We start from the raw sequence: 16,586 nt of genomic DNA, 5'->3' as shown, positions 1-16,586 counted from the left end.
AGTACGTGACCGGGGTGGGTGAACGCAGCCAACGCATCTGCGGCTCGAAGTATGACGAGTGGTTGTCTTATTTGGCGACGCTGGACGACCCGTCCGCATGCCACTGGAAGACACCAAATTCAAATCCCTTCAGATCGCCTTTCTCATCCCAGTTCAGCGGCCCAATCACGGTTTTTGCACCGTTTGCTTTCAAATCTTTAATCAACGCCTGCGGATCTTCGCTGCCGGTGCGGTTCATGGCGGTGGCCAGAGACTGCACTGCGGCATAGGTTATCCACACGTACGGGCCGCTCGGATCTTTCTTCTCGGCTTTCAGCGCATCAACGATACCTTTGTTGGCTGGGTCCTGGTCATAGCGTTTCGGCATTGTGACCAGCATCCCTTCGCCTGCGGCACCGGCGATGTTGGACAGGGAAGCGTTACCCACGCCTTCCGGGCCCATGAACTGCGTTTTCAGGCCAACGGAACGCGCCTGACGCAGGATCTGCCCCATTTCCGGGTAGTAGCCGCCGTAGTAAACGAAGTCGATATTTTCTTTTTGCAGACGGGCTACCAACGCGGAGAAGTCTTTCTCCCCGGCGGTAATCCCGTCGAAGAACACCACGTTCGCGCCGCTCTTCTTCAGGCTATCCTGCACGGAACGCGCCAGACCTTCGCCGTACTGCTGCTTGTCATGAATGATAGCGATGCGCTGCGGCTTCACTTTTTCCACAATGTATTTGGCAGCGGTCGGTCCTTGAGAGGAGTCGAGGCCCGCGGTGCGCATGATGTACTGATAGCCGCGCTGGGTCAGCTCCGGATTGGTTGCGCCCGGGGTGATCATCAGAATGCCTTCGTCTTCGTAAATGTCAGACGCAGGCTGCGTGGAGGAGGAGCACAGGTGGCCGATAACGTATTGAATGCCGTCGTTAACCACTTTGTTAGCGACCGCCACGGCCTGTTTTGGGTCACAGGCATCGTCATATTCCACGGCAACCAGTTTGTCGCCCTTGATGCCGCCCGCCGCGTTAATGTCTTTAACAGCCTGGCGTGCGCCGTTGAACTCCATGTCGCCCCACTGTGCGACCGGGCCAGACATCGCCCCAATCACCGCAACTTTAATATCCTTCGCCAGGGCTGATTGCGTCATCGCCAATGCAATCATTCCCGCAATCAATGTTTTCGCATTCCGTTTCATCTTCAATCCCCATTCGTGATGTTATTTGTATATATTTTGTATTTATCTGGTTAAAAAGCATTCTGTACTTTTAATGCACAACGCTATTTTTACCAGTCTCTTTAATGGTTTAGCGATGCTTTTTGCCAAAAACCTGACTAAAATCTCTATTTTTCAGTCGATTAAGAAAAGATAATATTCTGTATTCAGCCAGAGTTAAACAAAAAAAAGCGCCGTTTTCAGCATAAAATAAGGGTACAAAGAACCGAATAAATCACTACCTTTCAGGTTAAAATCCTGCTTATTTTTCGATCCATGACGCATTGCACTGCCACGACGATCGGCGGAAAACGAATCCGCTGTCATTCAGCATAAAAATAGAAATCGGTTAATCGCGATTTTCGATACACTCAGGGCACTATTTTTTGACGGGTAGCTTCACATGAAACTGACGGTAATCAGGCTGACGGCGCTCAGCGAGCAGGACCCTATCGATCTCGGTAAGATTTGGCCGGAATACAGTTCATCGTCCTTGCAGATGGATGACGAGCACCGGATTTACGCCGCACGGTTCAACGACAGGCTGTTAGGTGCCGTTCGGGTGACGCTAAAGGGCAACCAGGGCGCGCTGGATTCTCTGCGGATACGCGAAGTTACCCGTCGTCGTGGCGTGGGGAGATATCTGCTGGAAGAAGTGCTGCGCGAAAATCCTGGCATCGACAGTTGGTGGATGGCGGATGTAGGCGTCGAAGACCGGGAAGCAATGGCGGCGTTTATGTCTGCGGTCGGCTTTAAGGCGCAGGACAACGGTTGGGTGAAGGGATAAAAAAGCCGGGTGGCGGCTAAGCCTTACCCGGCCTACATTTATTGCCCATTTTCCCAAGCATTTCGCGTTGCAGGAAGGCGGCAAGTTATGAAATCCCCGGGAGCTTACTGAAGTAAGTGACCGGGGTTGAATAACGCAGCCAACGCGCCTGTGGCGCGAAAGGCGAAGGGAAAATTATTTCGCGTCGGTGGCGGTGCCGTTAGCATGCCAGGTGAACACGCCGAACTCGAAGCCTTTCAGATCGCCTTTCTTATCCCAGCTCAGCGGCCCCATGACGGTATCGACGCTGTTAGCTTTCAGCCATTCAGCAATCTTCGCCGGGTCGTCGCTCTGGTTCAGGCCGGCATTCAGAGACTGAATGGCTGCATAGGTGGTCCAGACGAACGCCCCGCTCGGATCCTGTTTCTTGGCTTTGATTGCATCCACAATCGGTTTGTTGGCCGGAACCTGATCGTAGTTCTTCGGTTTGGTCACCAGCAGACCTTCAGCAGAATCACCGGCGATGTTAGACAGCGACACGTTGGCCACGCCTTCCGGGCCCATGAACTGAGTCTTCAGGCCAGCGGCACGCGCCTGGCGCAGGATCTGCCCCATTTCCGGGTGATAGCCGCCGTAGTAAACGAAGTCGATATTCTCTTTCTTCAGACGCGCCACCAGCGTGGAGAAGTCTTTCTCCCCGGCGGTGATGCCGTCAAAGAACACCACGTTAGCGCCGCCTTTCTTCAGGGGGTCCTGCACCGCACGGGCCAGACCTTCGCCGTACTGCTGCTTGTCATGGACAATCGCGATGCGCTTCGGCTTCACGGTGTTGAGAATGTATTTTGCCGCCGTTGGGCCTTGGTCAGAGTCCAGCCCGGTGGTACGCAGGATCAGATTGTAACCGCGCGCGGTCAGCTCCGGAGCGGTCGCCGCCGGGGTGATCATCAGAATGCCTTCGTCTTCATAAATGTCAGACGCTGGCTGCGTGGAGGAGGAGCACAGATGGCCGATAACGTATTTGATGCCATCGTTGACGACTTTGTTCGCTACCGCCACGGCTTGTTTCGGGTCGCAGGCATCGTCATATTTTACGATTTCGAGTTTGTTGCCCTTGATTCCACCCTTGGCGTTAATATCCGCCACGGCCTGCTCAGCGCCAGTGAACTCCTGATCGCCATACTGCGCTACCGGGCCAGACATTGCCCCCACGACGGCAATTTTAATCTCTTCGGCCATCGCCATGTGGCTCATCGCCAACGCGATACATCCTGCCAGTAACGCTTTACCCTTCATATTCATCCTGAGATTCCCCATTGTGATGGTGATTGCTTTTGTTGTGATGTTGTTATGCAGCGCTTTATTTCTGTTTTAGGTCTGCCACCCGCGCTTTTGCAGCATACTCTGCTAAAACATACCCGATTTTTTGGCTTTTGGAACGAGAATTTTGAGGGTTATGTAACAGAAACGTGACAAAAAAAAGCCGCTCCGGAGAGCGGCAAGCCATTACTGGCTGAGGGAGCGTCGAATAATGTCCAGCGCCTTACGGAACTGAGCGTCAGGGATGGTGAGAGGGTAAAGGAAGCGGATCACGTTGCCGTAAACGCCACAGCTCAGCAGTAACAGGCCCTCTTTCATCGCCTTGTCCTGCACCTGTTTGGTAAATTCCGGGGACGGCTCGCCGGTCTGCGGATCGTTGAATTCCACGGCGACCATCGAACCCTGGGCGCGAACGTCGACGATATGCGGGCAATCGGCTTTGGCATTGTTCAGCACTTCCACCAGATGATGACCCAGTTCAGCGGCACGCAAACAGAGCTTCTCTTCGTCGATGATGTCGAGCACCGCATGCGCCGCCGCGACCGCCAGCGGGTTACCGGCGTAGGTGCCGCCCAGACCACCCGGAGCCGGGGCGTCCATCACGTCGGCACGACCCGCCACCGCTGACAGCGGCATGCCACCGGCCAGGCTTTTCGCCATCGTCATCAGGTCGGGTTTCACGTCGTAGTGTTCCATCGCAAACAGTTTGCCGGTCCGGGCGAAGCCGGTCTGCACTTCATCGGCAATCAGCAGAATACCGTGGGTGTCACACAGCTTGCGCAGGGCCTGCATAAAATCGGCTGGGGCGACGTTGAAACCGCCCTCGCCCTGCACCGGCTCCAGAATAATGGCCGCAACCTGATCCGGGGCGATATCCGCTTTGAAGATACGCTCCAGGCTGTGCATCGCATCAGCGGTGCTGACCCCGTGCGCCGCATTCGGGTACTGACCGTGGTAGACGGAACCGGGAAACGGACCGAAACCGATTTTGTACGGGGCCACTTTGCCGGTCAGCGCCATGGTCATAAAGGTACGGCCATGGAAGCCGCCGCCAAAGGTTACCAACCCCGGGCGTTTAGTGTAGGCGCGGGCAATTTTCACCGCGTTTTCGACCGCTTCGGCACCGGTGGAGAAGAATGCAGTTTTCGCCGGGCCGTTGACCGGCACGCGATCGTTGATGCGTTCAGCCAGCGAGACATAGCTTTCGTAAGGGACTATCTGATAGGCGGTGTGGGTGAAGGCCTGTAGCTGTTTTTCAATTGCCGCAACGATTTTGGGATGGCGATGGCCGGTGTTAAGCACCGCAATCCCGGCGGCGAAATCAATCACCTCGTTACCTTCCACGTCCCAGAGGGTAGAATTTTCGGCTTTCTCGGCATAGAAGCCACACATGACGCCAATTCCACGCGGTGTCGCCTGTAAACGGCGCTGATTCAGTTCACTGTTTTTCATCGACCTTACCCCATCTCAAATACGTTTAGTGTTAACAACTTTGAAACAATACAAGTGTTTTACTCTCTGAGCGGTTCTATAATCGAGTACCAGTTTTGAATAATTGAGGGATCCAATTGCGTTCTTTAGTGTGCGATCTCCTGCAACTGCGTCTGGATGAACAGCCTGACGATAAATTGCACAAGAAGCTGTATAACGCCGTGCGCCTGTCGATCCTCGACGGCAGCCTGCCGCCGCAAAGTCGCCTGCCGCCGTCCCGCGATCTCGCCAGCCAGTTACGCTTATCGCGCAACACGGTGCTGACCGTGTATGAGCAGTTGCTGGCAGAGGGCTATATCGTTTCCCGTTCCGGGAGCGGCACCTTCGTGGCGAAAACCGTGCCGGACGCGCTGCTGTTCGCGCCCGGCAGCCATCAGCAACAGGCCAGCGACTCACGCAGCGTGAGCTTTTCAGAACGTGGTCAGGCGCTGCTGGCACACAGTCGCGCCAGCCCTCGCCAGTGGGGCGCTTTTTTGCCCGGCGTGCCGGACGTGAACGAGTTTCCCCACGCCCTGCTGCGTAAAATCCACACCCGCATCAGCCGGAAACCGCAGGCGATGCAGCTCTCTTACAGCCCGTCCGGCGGCAGCCCGGCGCTGCAACAGGCGCTGATGGAGTATCTGCGCGTGGCGCGGTCGGTGCGCTGTACGCCGGACCAAATCCTGATAACCGAAGGCATTCATCAGGCCATTGATCTGGTATCACGCATGCTGTGTAACCCCGGGGATAGCGCATGGATTGAGGAGCCCGCCTATTGGGGCATTCGCAACGTGTTGCAGATGAATGGGGTGACGTTACAGGCGGTGGATGTCGATCTGAGCGGCATGAACCCGCCAGAGCCGGGCGAGACGCCGCCGCGGCTGATTTTCGTGACGCCGTCGCATCAGTATCCGCTCGGCTGTGTGATGAGTCTCGAACGCCGTCAGCGTCTGCTGGCGGTGGCGCGACAAACCGGCAGCTGGATTGTGGAAGACGATTACGACAGTGAGTTTCGCTTCTCCGGCCAGCCTATCCCAGCGTTACAGGGGCTGGTCGAAGACGCGCCGGTAATTTACATCGGCACCTTCAGCAAAACCATGTGGCCGGGCATGCGGCTGGGTTATGTGGTGCTCCCACGCCCGCTGGCGCAATCATTACGCACCGCCCATGCCGAACTGTATCGCAGCGGTCGTTTGCTCGACCAGGACGCGCTGGCGCTGTTTATCCGCGAAGGACATTACACCGCCCATATTCGCCGGATGCGACTGCTGTACGCTCGTCGTCGTCAGCGGCTGACAGGCCTGATAACCGATTACCTCGGCAAAGAAGCGCTGAGCGAATTTAACGATAATGCCGGGCTGCATCTGGTATTGAAGCTCAACGCCGGGTGCGATGACGTGGCGCTGGCGCAAAAAGCCAATGAAAAAGGTGTGCTGGTGCGGCCACTGTCGCGGTATTACCTGAATGACGCCACGCAGCGCGGGCTGTTAATGGGGTTTGCGGCGATGCGCGAGGAAGAGATGGAGGGGGCGTTTAAGGTCTTAATGGAGTGTATAAAATTGTAGGCCCGGTAAGCGCCTGGACGGCGCCACCGGGCATAAGCATTCGAATTACGCTTCGATCGCCATACGCAATTTTTTCATCGCGTTCTTTTCAAGCTGACGCACACGCTCTGCGGACACGCCATAGCGGTCAGCCAGCTCCTGCAGCGTGGACTTGTTGTCTTCGTCCAGCCAGCGGGCGCGAATGATATCCTGGCTACGTTCGTCCAGGCCTTCCATCGCGTGAGTCAGTTTGTTCGCGGCCTGCTCTTCCCAGTTGTCGTCTTCAATGCCGTCGGCAAAGTTAGACGATTTATCCTGAAGGTAGAGCACCGGTGCGACAGAATTGCTTTCGGAATCATCGTCAGACGACATATCAAACGCCATGTCCTGTGCGGACATTCGCGATTCCATTTCACGCACGTCTTTGCTGGATACACCCAGCTCACGCGCCACCATTTCGACTTCATCCTGATTAAACCAGCCCAGACGCTGCTTGGTTTTACGCAGGTTAAAGAACAGCTTACGCTGTGCTTTGGTGGTTGCGACTTTCACGATACGCCAGTTACGCAGCACGTATTCATGAATTTCGGCTTTGATCCAGTGCACGGCGAAAGAGACCAGACGCACACCGACTTCAGGGTTGAAGCGGCGCACGGCTTTCATCAGGCCGATGTTACCTTCCTGAATCAAATCTGCCTGCGGCAGGCCGTAGCCAGAGTAGTTACGAGCAACGTGAACAACAAAGCGCAGGTGAGACAGGATCAGCGTCTTCGCTGCTTCCAGATCGCCCTGGTAATGCAGCTTTTCCGCCAGTGCCCGTTCTTCATCAGCCGTCAACATCGGCCATGCGTTTGCCGCCCGGATATAGGAATCCAGGTTGCCAACAGGGGCTAAAGCTAAAGTTTGCATATCTTTGGTCATTCAAGTCCTCTCAATTTACGTCCTGGCCGTGCTACGTTCCCATCAGGCAACTTTCGGGCCAGTTGTTTCGTGCAGCGAGATTAACATTCACATTTTTATCAGACAGTGATGTTATCCACAAGTTCCATGCAACGATGTGAATAGATTACGCACAAAATGTGACATCACGGTGATAACGTTTGGACAGGGAAAGCAGATGGGTTTTGAAACTCTCCCTGCGAACAGGAATCTTCTTTGCAGCAGGGAGAGAGTATATCAGACTTTTTTTATTCCGGCGTAAAGTGGCGTAAATGTTGAACCGTCGCCAGCCAGGCGGCTACCCAGCCGATCATTGAGCAGACAATCAGCATCAGCAGACACTCGTCGAGGCCTAAGCCGCTGAGTTCAAACTGAGTGCCGAAGACCTTGGCGACTTCGGTGACCGCCGATGACAAACGCAGCACCAGAATCTCCGACAGAATCAACGACAGGAACGCCCCGGAGAAACCGAGTAGCGCCCCGCCATACAGGAATGGACGCAGGATGAAACCGTCGGTCGCGCCAATCAGTTTCTGCACGTTAATGGTATCCCGACGGGCGAAGATGCTCAGACGCACGCTGTTACCGATGACGAGGAAGACCGCCGCCACCATCAGCACGCCAATCATTGCCGCCACGCGTCCGACCAGGCCGGTGATGGAAGATAAACGGGCAAACCAGCTGTCGTCCATCCGCACTTCATCCACGCCCTGAATGCGGGATACGCGATCGCGCAAGGTGTTCAGCGAATCGGTGCCCTGGAAATCAAGCTTCGGAATGACCACCGCCACCGCAGGCAGCGGGTTCTCTTCCAGCATATCCAGCGCGCCGCCAAAGCCTGACCAGTTGCGGAACTCGCCCAATGCTTCATCTCGGGACAGGTAGTTCACTTTGTCCACGCCCTGCTCGGCCTGCAGTTGCCCTACGACTCTCGCCGCGGCGTCATCGTCCAGCGTTTTTTCAAGATAGACCGTGATTTGCGGCGACGGATAATACTGCGAGGCCGCGGTATTCACGTTCTTGTAAACCATATAGCAGACGCTCGGCAGCGTCAGGGAGATGGCGATCACCATCACCGTCAGAAACGTCGCGATCGGTTTACTTTTGAGGTCCTGCAACGCGCCGTTAAACGCGTAACGCACCTGTTCGTTGAAGACGTTGGTTTTGCGCGAGTTCGGCTTCGGGGCCGGTTTCGCACGTTTCGGCGCATTGCCGCCGTTGTGACCAGTGCCACCGCCGTTACGCAACCGGTCAAAGCGGTTGCCGAACTGGCGGATGTGGTTCATCGCGTCGCGTTTATTCACCGTAGCCTCCGTGCAAATGCCCGTCGCTGAGGGTCAGCATGCGGTATGAGCGGCTGGAGATCAGGCCCAGATCGTGGGTGGCCATCAGCACCGTTACCCCAACGCGGTTAAACTCTTCAAACAGGCGCAGAATGCCTTCCGACAACGCCTCATCGAGGTTACCGGTCGGTTCATCCGCCAGCAGCACCGCCGGTTTGTTCACCACCGCACGGGCGATGCCCACGCGCTGCTGCTCCCCGCCGGAGAGCTGAATAGGCAGGTTCTTCGCTTTGTCGAGCAGCCCGACTTTATCCAGCGCCGCCGACACGCGACGGCGGATATCATCGAAACTCGCCCCGGCGATAATCAGCGGGATCGCCACGTTATCAAACACGGTGCGGTCCATCAGCAGGTGGTGATCCTGGAAAATCATCCCAATCTGGCGACGCAGGAACGGCACTTCACGACTTTTCAGACGGCTGATGTCATGCCCGCCGAACCAGATTTTCCCGGTGCTTGGACGCTCGATACCGCAAATGAGCTTTAACAGGGTACTTTTCCCCGCGCCGGAGTGGCCGGTCAGAAAGGCCATCTCACCCGGCTGCAGCTGGAAGTTAATCCCCTGCAGCGCTTGTCTCCCACCGAGATAGGCTTTGCTGACTTGTTCAAAGCGAATCATTGTTAGTCCTCTCGGGCAAAAAGTGCCTCAATAAAATCGTCCGATTTAAACGGACGTAAATCTTCGATACGTTCGCCCACGCCAATGTAGCGAATCGGAATCCCGAACTGATCGGCCACCGAGAAGATAACGCCGCCCTTGGCGGTGCCGTCCAGTTTAGTCAATGTGATGCCCGTCAGCCCAACCGCTTCATGGAACAGCTTCGCCTGACTGATGGCATTCTGACCGGTGCTGGCATCCAGCGTCAGCATAATCTCGTGCGGTGCTTCTTCGTCCAGCTTTTTCATCACGCGAACGATTTTCTTCAACTCTTCCATCAGGTGCGATTTATTCTGCAAACGCCCTGCGGTATCGGCGATCAACACATCGACGTTACGCGCTTTCGCCGCCTGAATCGCATCGAAAATGACCGATGCGGAATCGGCACCCGTATGCTGCGCAATCACCGGGATGTCGTTGCGCTGGCCCCAGACCTGGAGCTGCTCAACCGCTGCGGCACGGAAGGTATCGCCCGCCGCCAGCATCACCGATTTGCCCTGCTGCTCGAACTGACGTGCCAGCTTGCCGATAGTGGTGGTTTTGCCCACCCCGTTGACGCCGACCATCAGAATAACAAATGGGGATTTGCCTTCAATATTAAGCGGTTCATCCACTTTTGCGAGGATTTCGCCCATTTCATCTTTCAGCAGACCGTACAGCGCTTCGGCATCGCGCAGCTGTTTACGGCTCGCGCCTTCGGTCAGATTGGCGATGATTTTACGGGTGGTGTCTACGCCAACATCGGCAATCAGCAGCTGTTCTTCCAGTTCTTCAAACAGATCATCATCGATTTTCTTGCCGCGGAACAGGCTGATAAATCCGGAACCGAGATTTTCTTTGGTTTTTAGCAGGCTGCGTTTGAGCCGCGCGAAGAAGCCCTCTTTGGTTGGGCGCTCCTGCTCCTGCTGTGGCTGCGCGGGTTCTTCGGCGTCTTCTTCAACCGTTTCTTGCGGCGCATCGATGGCGTTTTCCGCGGCATCCGCGGCGGCCAGGGCCTGGGCTTCAAGTTCTTCGTCGCTCAGTTCGTCTTCCGCAAATTCGTCTTCCGGGAGCACATCTTCCGGGATGACGGCTTCGACAACTTCGTCAATCACGGCTTCGGGTTCAGGTTCGACTTCTGCCTCGGGTTCGACTTCTGCCTCGGGTTCGACTTCTGCCTCGGGTTCAGCTTCTGGCTCAGCCTCAACGTGAACCACGGCTTCAGCCTCAACGATGACCTCTTCCGGCTCGACGGGCTGCGGCGCGGCGCTGTGAACAACCTCTTCGGTCACCTCAACAACGTCGTCGGCAAATGCCTGGGTTTCGGTTTCGCTGTGCGCAGTGACTTCCGCTTCCGCTTTCTGTTCCGCTTCGGCGACGGGCTCAACGGCGATCTCTTCCACAGTTTCCTGTTCGATAACCGGTTCTACAGGTGCCTGCTGCGCTTCGCTTTGCTGCTGTTCGGCTTCCTGTTGCTGCTCTTCTTCTTTCTGTCCAAAGCCCAGCCAGGAGAAAAAGCCTCTTTTTTTGTCTTTTGCCATTGGCGACCACGCTCTTCGCTGTTGATTCCCGGTACTGCGTCACTGCGCTATGTACATGGAAGCTAAAAAAATGATGAAATAGTCTATCACTTAACTTAACGCGCATCACCGCCTGGAAGAGTAATCCGGCATTGAGCTGAGCATAGATATGAAAAAACCAAATCACTCCGGCAGCGGCCAAATCCGCATTATAGGCGGGCAATGGCGGGGCCGTAAGCTCCCGGTACCCGACAGCCCAGGCCTGCGCCCGACCACCGACCGCGTCCGCGAGACGCTGTTTAACTGGCTTGCACCGCATATGGTCGATGCCCGCTGCCTCGACTGTTTCGCCGGAAGCGGCGCGCTGGGGCTGGAAGCGCTGTCCCGTTATGCCGGTAGCGCGACGCTGCTGGAGATGGAACGCCACGTGGCACAACAGCTACAAAAAAACCTCGCGACGCTGAACGCCAGCCATGCCAAAGTGGTGAATACCAACAGCTTAACGTTCCTGGCGCAGGCTGGCACGCCGCACGACGTGGTGTTTATCGACCCACCGTTCCGTAAAGGACTACTGGAAGAGACGCTGAATCTGCTGGAAACCCAGGGCTGGCTGGCGGATGATGCACTTATCTATGTCGAAAGCGAAGTGGAAAACGGCCTACCGCCGGTGCCTGCGCACTGGGATTTACACCGTGAGAAGGTGGCCGGTCAGGTCGCTTATCGCCTTTATCACCGTAAAGCACAAGGAAATAATGATGCTGCTTAATATAGGCCGTCTGCTGATGCTTTGCGTCTGGGCCTTCCTGGTTCTCAACGTGGTGCACCCGTTCAAATTTCCGGTCAATATCTTCGTCAACGTGGCGCTGATCTTCATGATCCTGATGCACGGCCTGCAAATGACGCTGCTGAAAGCCACCATGCCAAAAGATGGCCCACAGATGACCCGTGGCGAACAGGTTCGCGTGTTCCTGTTTGGGGTGTTTGAGCTGATTGCGTGGCAGAAGAAGATGAAGCTCACGCCGAAGAAAAAGTGATTTTATGCGCGGCAACAAACCGCGCCCGAACCGTGGGCCCGGCCACGTTTACGCTGCCGGGCACCCCATCATGGCGTCGTAAATGACACGAACCGCGAGCCTTTATAGCTCAGCGTGCCCTTATCCCCGACCGTTAACTGGTCATAGGTTTTTTCTTCCAGACGGAAGGTCACTTCCAGCCCGCCGGTTTCCGGCTTAAAGCTCGCTTCATACCGGATATCGCTCCCCGCCGGGGCGACGATTTGCTGGCGGGAACGTCGCTCGTTAATCACTTTTTGCCGCTTATTGGTCACCACTACCCGCTTTTGTTGCAGCGGCGCGGCATCGTTCTCCAGCTTCTCACGACGCTGTTGCACGAAACGGAACGAGGCGGCGACGACGATAATCGCGACCACAATCACAAAAAAGAGCGGCATTTTGCTCATTGGAACGTTCTCTTGATGTCTGGTAAGAATTGGCGCAAAAGAGGATACCCCGCCCGACCCGGCATTGCCATCCTCCCACTTGCGCCACTACACTGAACTGAAGAGAACTTATACATCAATAACAGATACAGGGACTTATTATGTTGTGGTCATTTATCGCGGTCTGTTTATCCGGTTGGCTGTACGTCGATGCGTCCTATCGCGGCCCGGTGTGGCAGCGTTGGGTGTTTAAACCCGTCACGCTTATCCTGCTGCTGCTGCTCGCCTGGCAAGCGCCGATGTTCAATGCCATTAGCTATCTGGTGCTGGCGGGCCTGTGTGCGTCGCTGATTGGCGATGCGCTGACGCTGTTATCACGTGAACGCCTGCTGTACGCCATCGGGGCCTTCTTCCTGTCGCATCTGCTGTATACGATTTGGTTTGCCAGCCAAATGACGCTCTCCTTCTTCTGGCCGCTGCCGCTGGTGCTGCTGGTGATTGGCGCGTTGTTGATTGCCGTAATCTGGTCACGCCTTGAGGAATTACGCCTGCCGATTTGTACGTTTATTGCGATGACCCTGGTGATGGTGTGGCTGGCCGGGGAGCTGTGGTTCTTCCGCCCGGTCGATACCGCGCTGTCGAGTTTCCTCGGCGCGACGCTGCTGCTGGTGAGCAATATCGTCTGGCTGGGCAGTCACTACCGCCGTCGTTTCCGCGCCGACACCGCCATTGCTTCAGCCTGCTACTTCGCCGGGCACTTTTTGATTGTCCGGGCGCTGTACTTATAATAAATCGCGGTAAAAAGAAGCTTGACTCTGGAGTCGACTCCAAAGTGTATGCTCTGTGTTATTGAGAATTTTATCATTAACAGGAGAGTGCCATGTCGACACCAGAAACGGATGGCAAAAAGGTTCCTAACTTCGCCTCATTCCAGCTCACGCCGGTTACACCCGACGCAGAGAGCTGCGGCTGCGGCGAGACCTGTTCAGCCCCTGAGCAACCCTCTGCCCCACAGGGCGCGCACCGTTATAGCTGGCTAGTCAGCGGCATGGACTGCGCGGCCTGCGCCCGAAAAGTCGAAAACGCCGTGCGGCAACTGTCCGGCGTGCGCCAGGTGCAGGTGCTGTTCACCACCGAAAAATTACTGGTCGATGCCGACCGGGATATTCGCCCGGAGGTAGAAACCGCAGTCAGCAAAGCGGGCTACGCCCTGCGTGCCGAAGATGCCCCACAACAACCCGCCCCCTCGCGTCTGCGTGAAAACCTGCCGTTGATAGTGCTCATGGTGATGATGGCGCTGAGCTGGGGTTTGGCACAGGTAAACCATCCCCTCGGTAACCTGGCGTTTATCGCCACCACCCTGGTTGGCCTGTTCCCTATCGCCCGTCAGGCGCTGCGTTTGATAAAAAGCGGCAGCTGGTTTGCCATCGAAACGCTGATGAGCGTGGCGGCACTTGGGGCGCTGTTCATTGGGGCGACCGCCGAAGCGGCGATGGTCCTGCTGCTGTTTCTCATCGGCGAACGCCTTGAAGGCTGGGCCGCCAGCCGCGCCCGCAAAGGCGTCAGCGCGTTGATGGCCCTCAAACCTGATACCGCCATTCGGCTGCGTAACGGCCAACGCGAAACCGTAGCCCAGCGCGATTTACGTCCGGGTGATGTTATCGAAGTTGCCGCCGGGGGCCGCCTGCCAGCCGACTGCACCCTGGTGTCAACGTTCGCCAGCTTCGATGAAAGTGCGCTCACTGGAGAATCGGTGCCGGTCGAGCGCAACCAGGGCGAAACCGTTCCGGCAGGTGCCACCAGCGTCGATAGACTGGTACAGCTGAGCGTGGTATCAGAGCCCGGCGACAGCGCCATCGACCGCATCCTGCGTCTGATTGAAGAAGCGGAAGAGCGTCGCGCCCCAATCGAGCGTTTTATCGATCGTTTCAGCCGCATCTACACTCCGGCGATTATGCTGGTCGCGCTGCTGGTTGCCGTTCTGCCGCCGCTGCTGGCGGGCGCGGAATGGCTGCCATGGATCTACAAAGGCCTGACCTTGCTGCTGATCGGCTGTCCGTGTGCGCTGGTGATTTCCACCCCGGCGGCGATCACCTCCGGGCTGGCGGCGGCCGCACGCAGAGGGGCGTTAATCAAAGGCGGCGCAGCGCTGGAACAGCTCGGCAGCATTCAACATATCGCGTTTGATAAAACCGGCACTCTGACGGTCGGTAAACCGCGCGTAACCGCTATCGTGCCGCTGAACGGCGCGACGGAAGCGTCCCTGCTGGCGCTGGCGGCTGCGGTGGAACAGGGCTCCAGCCACCCGCTGGCCACGGCAATAGTGAATGAAGCCACGGCGCGTCAGCTTGCCCTGCCCCAGGCTCTGAACCAGCGCGCGCTGGCCGGGTCAGGTATCGAAGCGGACGTGGCCGGCGAAAAAGTGCTGATTTGTGCCGGGGATAAATTCCCGAGCGGAGAGCACGCCGCGCTCATTGCCCAGCTTGAAGACGCCGGGCAGACGGTGGTGGTGGTGGTAAAAAACCAGACGCTACAGGGGATTCTGGCACTGCGCGATACCCTGCGTGACGATGCCCGGGAGGCGGTCAACGCCCTGCATGATTTAGGCATTCAGGGGATTATCCTCACCGGTGACAACCCGCGTGCCGCCGCCGCAATTGCCAAAGAACTGGGGCTTGATTTCCGCGCAGGGCTGCTGCCTGCGGACAAAGTCACGGCGGTCACCGCACTGAATGCACAGGCCCCATTGGCGATGGTCGGGGATGGCATCAACGATGCCCCGGCGATGAAGGCTTCAACTATCGGTATTGCGATGGGCAGCGGCACCGACGTGGCGCTGGAGACCGCTGATGCGGCGCTGACCGGCAACCGTCTGACCGGCCTGGCGCAGATGATAAGCCTGGCCCGCGCCACCCGCGCCAATATTCGGCAGAACATCGCGCTGGCGCTGGGGTTGAAGGGGATTTTCCTGGTGACGACGCTGCTGGGCATCACCGGACTGTGGCTGGCGGTGCTGGCAGATACCGGCGCGACGGTGCTGGTCACCGCCAATGCGCTGCGGTTGCTTAATCGCAAAAGTTAGCGCGTAAGCCCGGCCAGCATCAGCGCCGCCGGGCTTACCCATGACTACATTCCCAGAACGTGTGGCAACCACAGCGATATCGCCGGGATGTAGGTTACCATCGCCAGCACAATCAGCAGCACGCCGTAGAACGGCAGCATCGCACGCACCACGGTTTCTATCTTCTGCTTACTCACTGCACTGGCGACAAACAGCACCGATCCCACCGGGGGCGTAATCAGGCCGATCCCGAGGTTTACCATCATGATCATCCCAAAATGTACCGGATCGATCCCCAGCGCATTGGTCACCGGCAGCAGCACTGGGGTCAGGATCAGGATGATCGGTGCCATGTCCATCAGGGTGCCAATCAGCAGCAACATGATATTCAGGTACATCAAAATCACGTACTTGTTGCTGGAAAGCGTGGTGAAGAACTCGGTGATGCGCACCGGCAACTGCATGTAGGTCATCACCGCGCCAAAGGCGGCGGCAAAACCAATCAGGATCATCACGATACTGACGGTTTTCACCGTGCGATACATCAGCTTTGGCAGCTCACTCCACTGATAGTCGCGATAGATGAACATGGTGACGAAGAACGCCCACAGGCAGGCAACCGCCGCAGATTCCGTTGCGGTAAATATCCCCGAGAGGATCCCGCCCAGAATAATCACCACCGTCATCAGCCCCCACAGAGCGTCGAGGAAAATCTTCACCGCCTGTTTGAACGGGATAACCTCCCCTTTCGGGTAGCCCCGCTTATGGGCGAAGCAGAGACACATCACCATCAGGCTGACCCCTAACAGCAGCCCCGGTAATACGCCGGCGATAAACAGCGTGGCGATAGACACCGTGCCGCCCGCCGCCAGCGAGTAAATCACGGAGTTGTGGCTCGGCGGGATCAAAATCGCCTGTACGGAACCGCTGGCCGTGACCGCCGCCGCATACTCACGCGGATATCCCTTCTTCTCCATCTCCGGGATCATCACGCTGCCGATGGACGCAGTATCCGCCACCGACGAGCCGGAAATCGCCCCGAAAAAGGTCGACGCCACAATGTTCACCAACGACAGCCCGCCGCGAATAAAGCCGACAAACAGATAGGCAAAATTGACCAGACGGCGGGCAATTCCGCCTTCCGCCATAATCGCCCCGGCCAGAATGAAGAACGGAATTGCCAGCAGGGTAAATTTGTTAACCCCGCTGGTTATCTGGATCATCAGCGCTTCCAGCGGTAAATCAATCCAAAGTGCGCCCGCCACTGCGCTGAGCCCCACGGCAAACGCCACTGGCATACCGATAGCCAGCAGAATGGCGAGGGTGAAAAGCAGAATAAATGCGTCCATCTAACAC

At 56.9% G+C, this 16,586-nt stretch carries 15 protein-coding genes; 6 read left to right on the top strand and 9 right to left on the bottom strand.

Annotation, left to right across the window (positions count from 1 at the left end):
- Positions 1-67: 67 nt before the first annotated feature.
- Entirely contained in the window at positions 68-1,177 is a 1,110-nt protein-coding gene (gene livK / locus SIK69_RS04795) for a high-affinity branched-chain amino acid ABC transporter substrate-binding protein LivK (RefSeq protein WP_319627066.1), read from the bottom strand.
- 421 nt (positions 1,178-1,598) lie between these two features.
- On the opposite strand from livK, the gene panM reads away from it, so the two are divergent.
- Positions 1,599-1,982 (top strand): aspartate 1-decarboxylase autocleavage activator PanM, encoded by a 384-nt coding sequence (panM, locus tag SIK69_RS04790; RefSeq protein WP_319627067.1) that lies wholly within the window; start codon positions 1,599-1,601, stop codon positions 1,980-1,982.
- Positions 1,983-2,156: 174 nt separating this feature from the next.
- Here panM and livJ read toward each other — a convergent pair whose 3' ends face one another.
- The gene (livJ, locus tag SIK69_RS04785; protein ID WP_319627068.1) at positions 2,157-3,260 is read right to left on the bottom strand and encodes a branched chain amino acid ABC transporter substrate-binding protein LivJ; all 1,104 of its coding nucleotides are present in this window, start codon (positions 3,258-3,260) and stop codon (positions 2,157-2,159) included.
- A gap of 204 nt (positions 3,261-3,464) precedes the next feature.
- Complete coding sequence (locus SIK69_RS04780) at positions 3,465-4,730, bottom strand: 4-aminobutyrate--2-oxoglutarate transaminase (protein ID WP_319627069.1); 1,266 nt, start codon at positions 4,728-4,730, stop codon at positions 3,465-3,467.
- Between the two features lie 116 nt (positions 4,731-4,846).
- On the opposite strand from SIK69_RS04780, the gene pdxR reads away from it, so the two are divergent.
- Positions 4,847-6,313 (top strand): MocR-like pyridoxine biosynthesis transcription factor PdxR, encoded by a 1,467-nt coding sequence (gene pdxR / locus SIK69_RS04775; protein WP_319627070.1) that lies wholly within the window; start codon positions 4,847-4,849, stop codon positions 6,311-6,313.
- A gap of 45 nt (positions 6,314-6,358) precedes the next feature.
- Here pdxR and rpoH read toward each other — a convergent pair whose 3' ends face one another.
- From rpoH to ftsY, 4 genes are all read right to left on the bottom strand, one after another.
- Entirely contained in the window at positions 6,359-7,213 is an 855-nt protein-coding gene (gene rpoH, locus SIK69_RS04770; protein WP_319627071.1) for an RNA polymerase sigma factor RpoH, read from the bottom strand.
- 266 nt (positions 7,214-7,479) lie between these two features.
- A complete protein-coding gene (gene ftsX, locus SIK69_RS04765; RefSeq protein WP_319627072.1) occupies positions 7,480-8,535 on the bottom strand; it encodes a permease-like cell division protein FtsX in 1,056 nt (351 codons plus the stop codon).
- A complete protein-coding gene (gene ftsE, locus SIK69_RS04760; RefSeq protein WP_319627073.1) occupies positions 8,528-9,193 on the bottom strand; it encodes a cell division ATP-binding protein FtsE in 666 nt (221 codons plus the stop codon). Before ftsE ends, ftsX begins: the two co-directional genes overlap by 8 nt.
- A 2-nt stretch (positions 9,194-9,195) precedes the next feature.
- Positions 9,196-10,752 carry a signal recognition particle-docking protein FtsY gene (gene ftsY / locus SIK69_RS04755; protein ID WP_319785544.1) on the bottom strand — a complete coding sequence of 519 codons (1,557 nt, stop codon included), beginning with the start codon at positions 10,750-10,752 and terminating at the stop codon, positions 9,196-9,198.
- A 148-nt stretch (positions 10,753-10,900) separates the two neighbouring features.
- Here ftsY and rsmD point away from each other — a divergent pair, with 148 nt between their 5' ends.
- Both rsmD and SIK69_RS04745 read left to right on the top strand, forming a co-directional pair.
- Positions 10,901-11,497, top strand: a complete 597-nt coding sequence (rsmD, locus tag SIK69_RS04750) for a 16S rRNA (guanine(966)-N(2))-methyltransferase (protein ID WP_319627075.1) — start codon at positions 10,901-10,903, stop codon at positions 11,495-11,497.
- On the top strand, positions 11,487-11,765 hold the full coding sequence (locus SIK69_RS04745; protein ID WP_319627332.1) for a DUF1145 family protein: 279 nt from the start codon (positions 11,487-11,489) through the stop codon (positions 11,763-11,765). Before rsmD ends, SIK69_RS04745 begins: the two co-directional genes overlap by 11 nt.
- Before the next feature lie 68 nt (positions 11,766-11,833).
- Here the strand turns inward: SIK69_RS04745 and SIK69_RS04740 are convergent, their stop codons facing one another.
- Positions 11,834-12,190: a DUF2500 domain-containing protein gene (locus tag SIK69_RS04740; RefSeq protein WP_319627076.1), complete on the bottom strand. Its 357-nt coding sequence runs from the start codon at positions 12,188-12,190 to the stop codon at positions 11,834-11,836.
- Between the two features lie 140 nt (positions 12,191-12,330).
- Here SIK69_RS04740 and SIK69_RS04735 point away from each other — a divergent pair, with 140 nt between their 5' ends.
- Positions 12,331-12,957 carry a lysoplasmalogenase gene (locus SIK69_RS04735; protein ID WP_319785543.1) on the top strand — a complete coding sequence of 209 codons (627 nt, stop codon included), beginning with the start codon at positions 12,331-12,333 and terminating at the stop codon, positions 12,955-12,957.
- Between the two features lie 92 nt (positions 12,958-13,049).
- Complete coding sequence (zntA, locus tag SIK69_RS04730; protein ID WP_319785542.1) at positions 13,050-15,251, top strand: Zn(II)/Cd(II)/Pb(II) translocating P-type ATPase ZntA; 2,202 nt, start codon at positions 13,050-13,052, stop codon at positions 15,249-15,251.
- Positions 15,252-15,295: 44 nt separating this feature from the next.
- Here the strand turns inward: zntA and SIK69_RS04725 are convergent, their stop codons facing one another.
- Positions 15,296-16,579 (bottom strand): TRAP transporter large permease, encoded by a 1,284-nt coding sequence (locus SIK69_RS04725; protein ID WP_319785540.1) that lies wholly within the window; start codon positions 16,577-16,579, stop codon positions 15,296-15,298.
- Positions 16,580-16,586 lie beyond the last annotated feature (7 nt).

Source organism: Scandinavium lactucae, assembly GCF_033843265.1.
In the GTDB taxonomy this organism is placed as follows: Bacteria; Pseudomonadota; Gammaproteobacteria; order Enterobacterales; family Enterobacteriaceae; genus Scandinavium; species Scandinavium lactucae.
This window is presented reverse-complemented; position numbering and strand designations above follow the sequence as displayed.

Excerpts from the sequence above, each read along its gene's own strand:
- rsmD (WP_319627075.1), top strand. The coding sequence starts at position 10,901 with ATGAAAAAACCAAATCACTCCGGCAGCGGCCAAATCCGCATTATAGGC.
- rpoH (WP_319627071.1), bottom strand. The coding sequence starts at position 7,213 with ATGACCAAAGATATGCAAACTTTAGCTTTAGCCCCTGTTGGCAACCTG.
- SIK69_RS04740 (WP_319627076.1), bottom strand. The coding sequence starts at position 12,190 with ATGAGCAAAATGCCGCTCTTTTTTGTGATTGTGGTCGCGATTATCGTC.
- SIK69_RS04725 (WP_319785540.1), bottom strand. The coding sequence starts at position 16,579 with ATGGACGCATTTATTCTGCTTTTCACCCTCGCCATTCTGCTGGCTATC.
- ftsE (WP_319627073.1), bottom strand. The coding sequence starts at position 9,193 with ATGATTCGCTTTGAACAAGTCAGCAAAGCCTATCTCGGTGGGAGACAA.
- SIK69_RS04735 (WP_319785543.1), top strand. The coding sequence starts at position 12,331 with ATGTTGTGGTCATTTATCGCGGTCTGTTTATCCGGTTGGCTGTACGTC.
- SIK69_RS04745 (WP_319627332.1), top strand. The coding sequence starts at position 11,487 with ATGCTGCTTAATATAGGCCGTCTGCTGATGCTTTGCGTCTGGGCCTTC.
- SIK69_RS04780 (WP_319627069.1), bottom strand. The coding sequence starts at position 4,730 with ATGAAAAACAGTGAACTGAATCAGCGCCGTTTACAGGCGACACCGCGT.
- zntA (WP_319785542.1), top strand. The coding sequence starts at position 13,050 with ATGTCGACACCAGAAACGGATGGCAAAAAGGTTCCTAACTTCGCCTCA.
- livJ (WP_319627068.1), bottom strand. The coding sequence starts at position 3,260 with ATGAATATGAAGGGTAAAGCGTTACTGGCAGGATGTATCGCGTTGGCG.
- ftsY (WP_319785544.1), bottom strand. The coding sequence starts at position 10,752 with ATGGCAAAAGACAAAAAAAGAGGCTTTTTCTCCTGGCTGGGCTTTGGA.
- livK (WP_319627066.1), bottom strand. The coding sequence starts at position 1,177 with ATGAAACGGAATGCGAAAACATTGATTGCGGGAATGATTGCATTGGCG.
- panM (WP_319627067.1), top strand. The coding sequence starts at position 1,599 with ATGAAACTGACGGTAATCAGGCTGACGGCGCTCAGCGAGCAGGACCCT.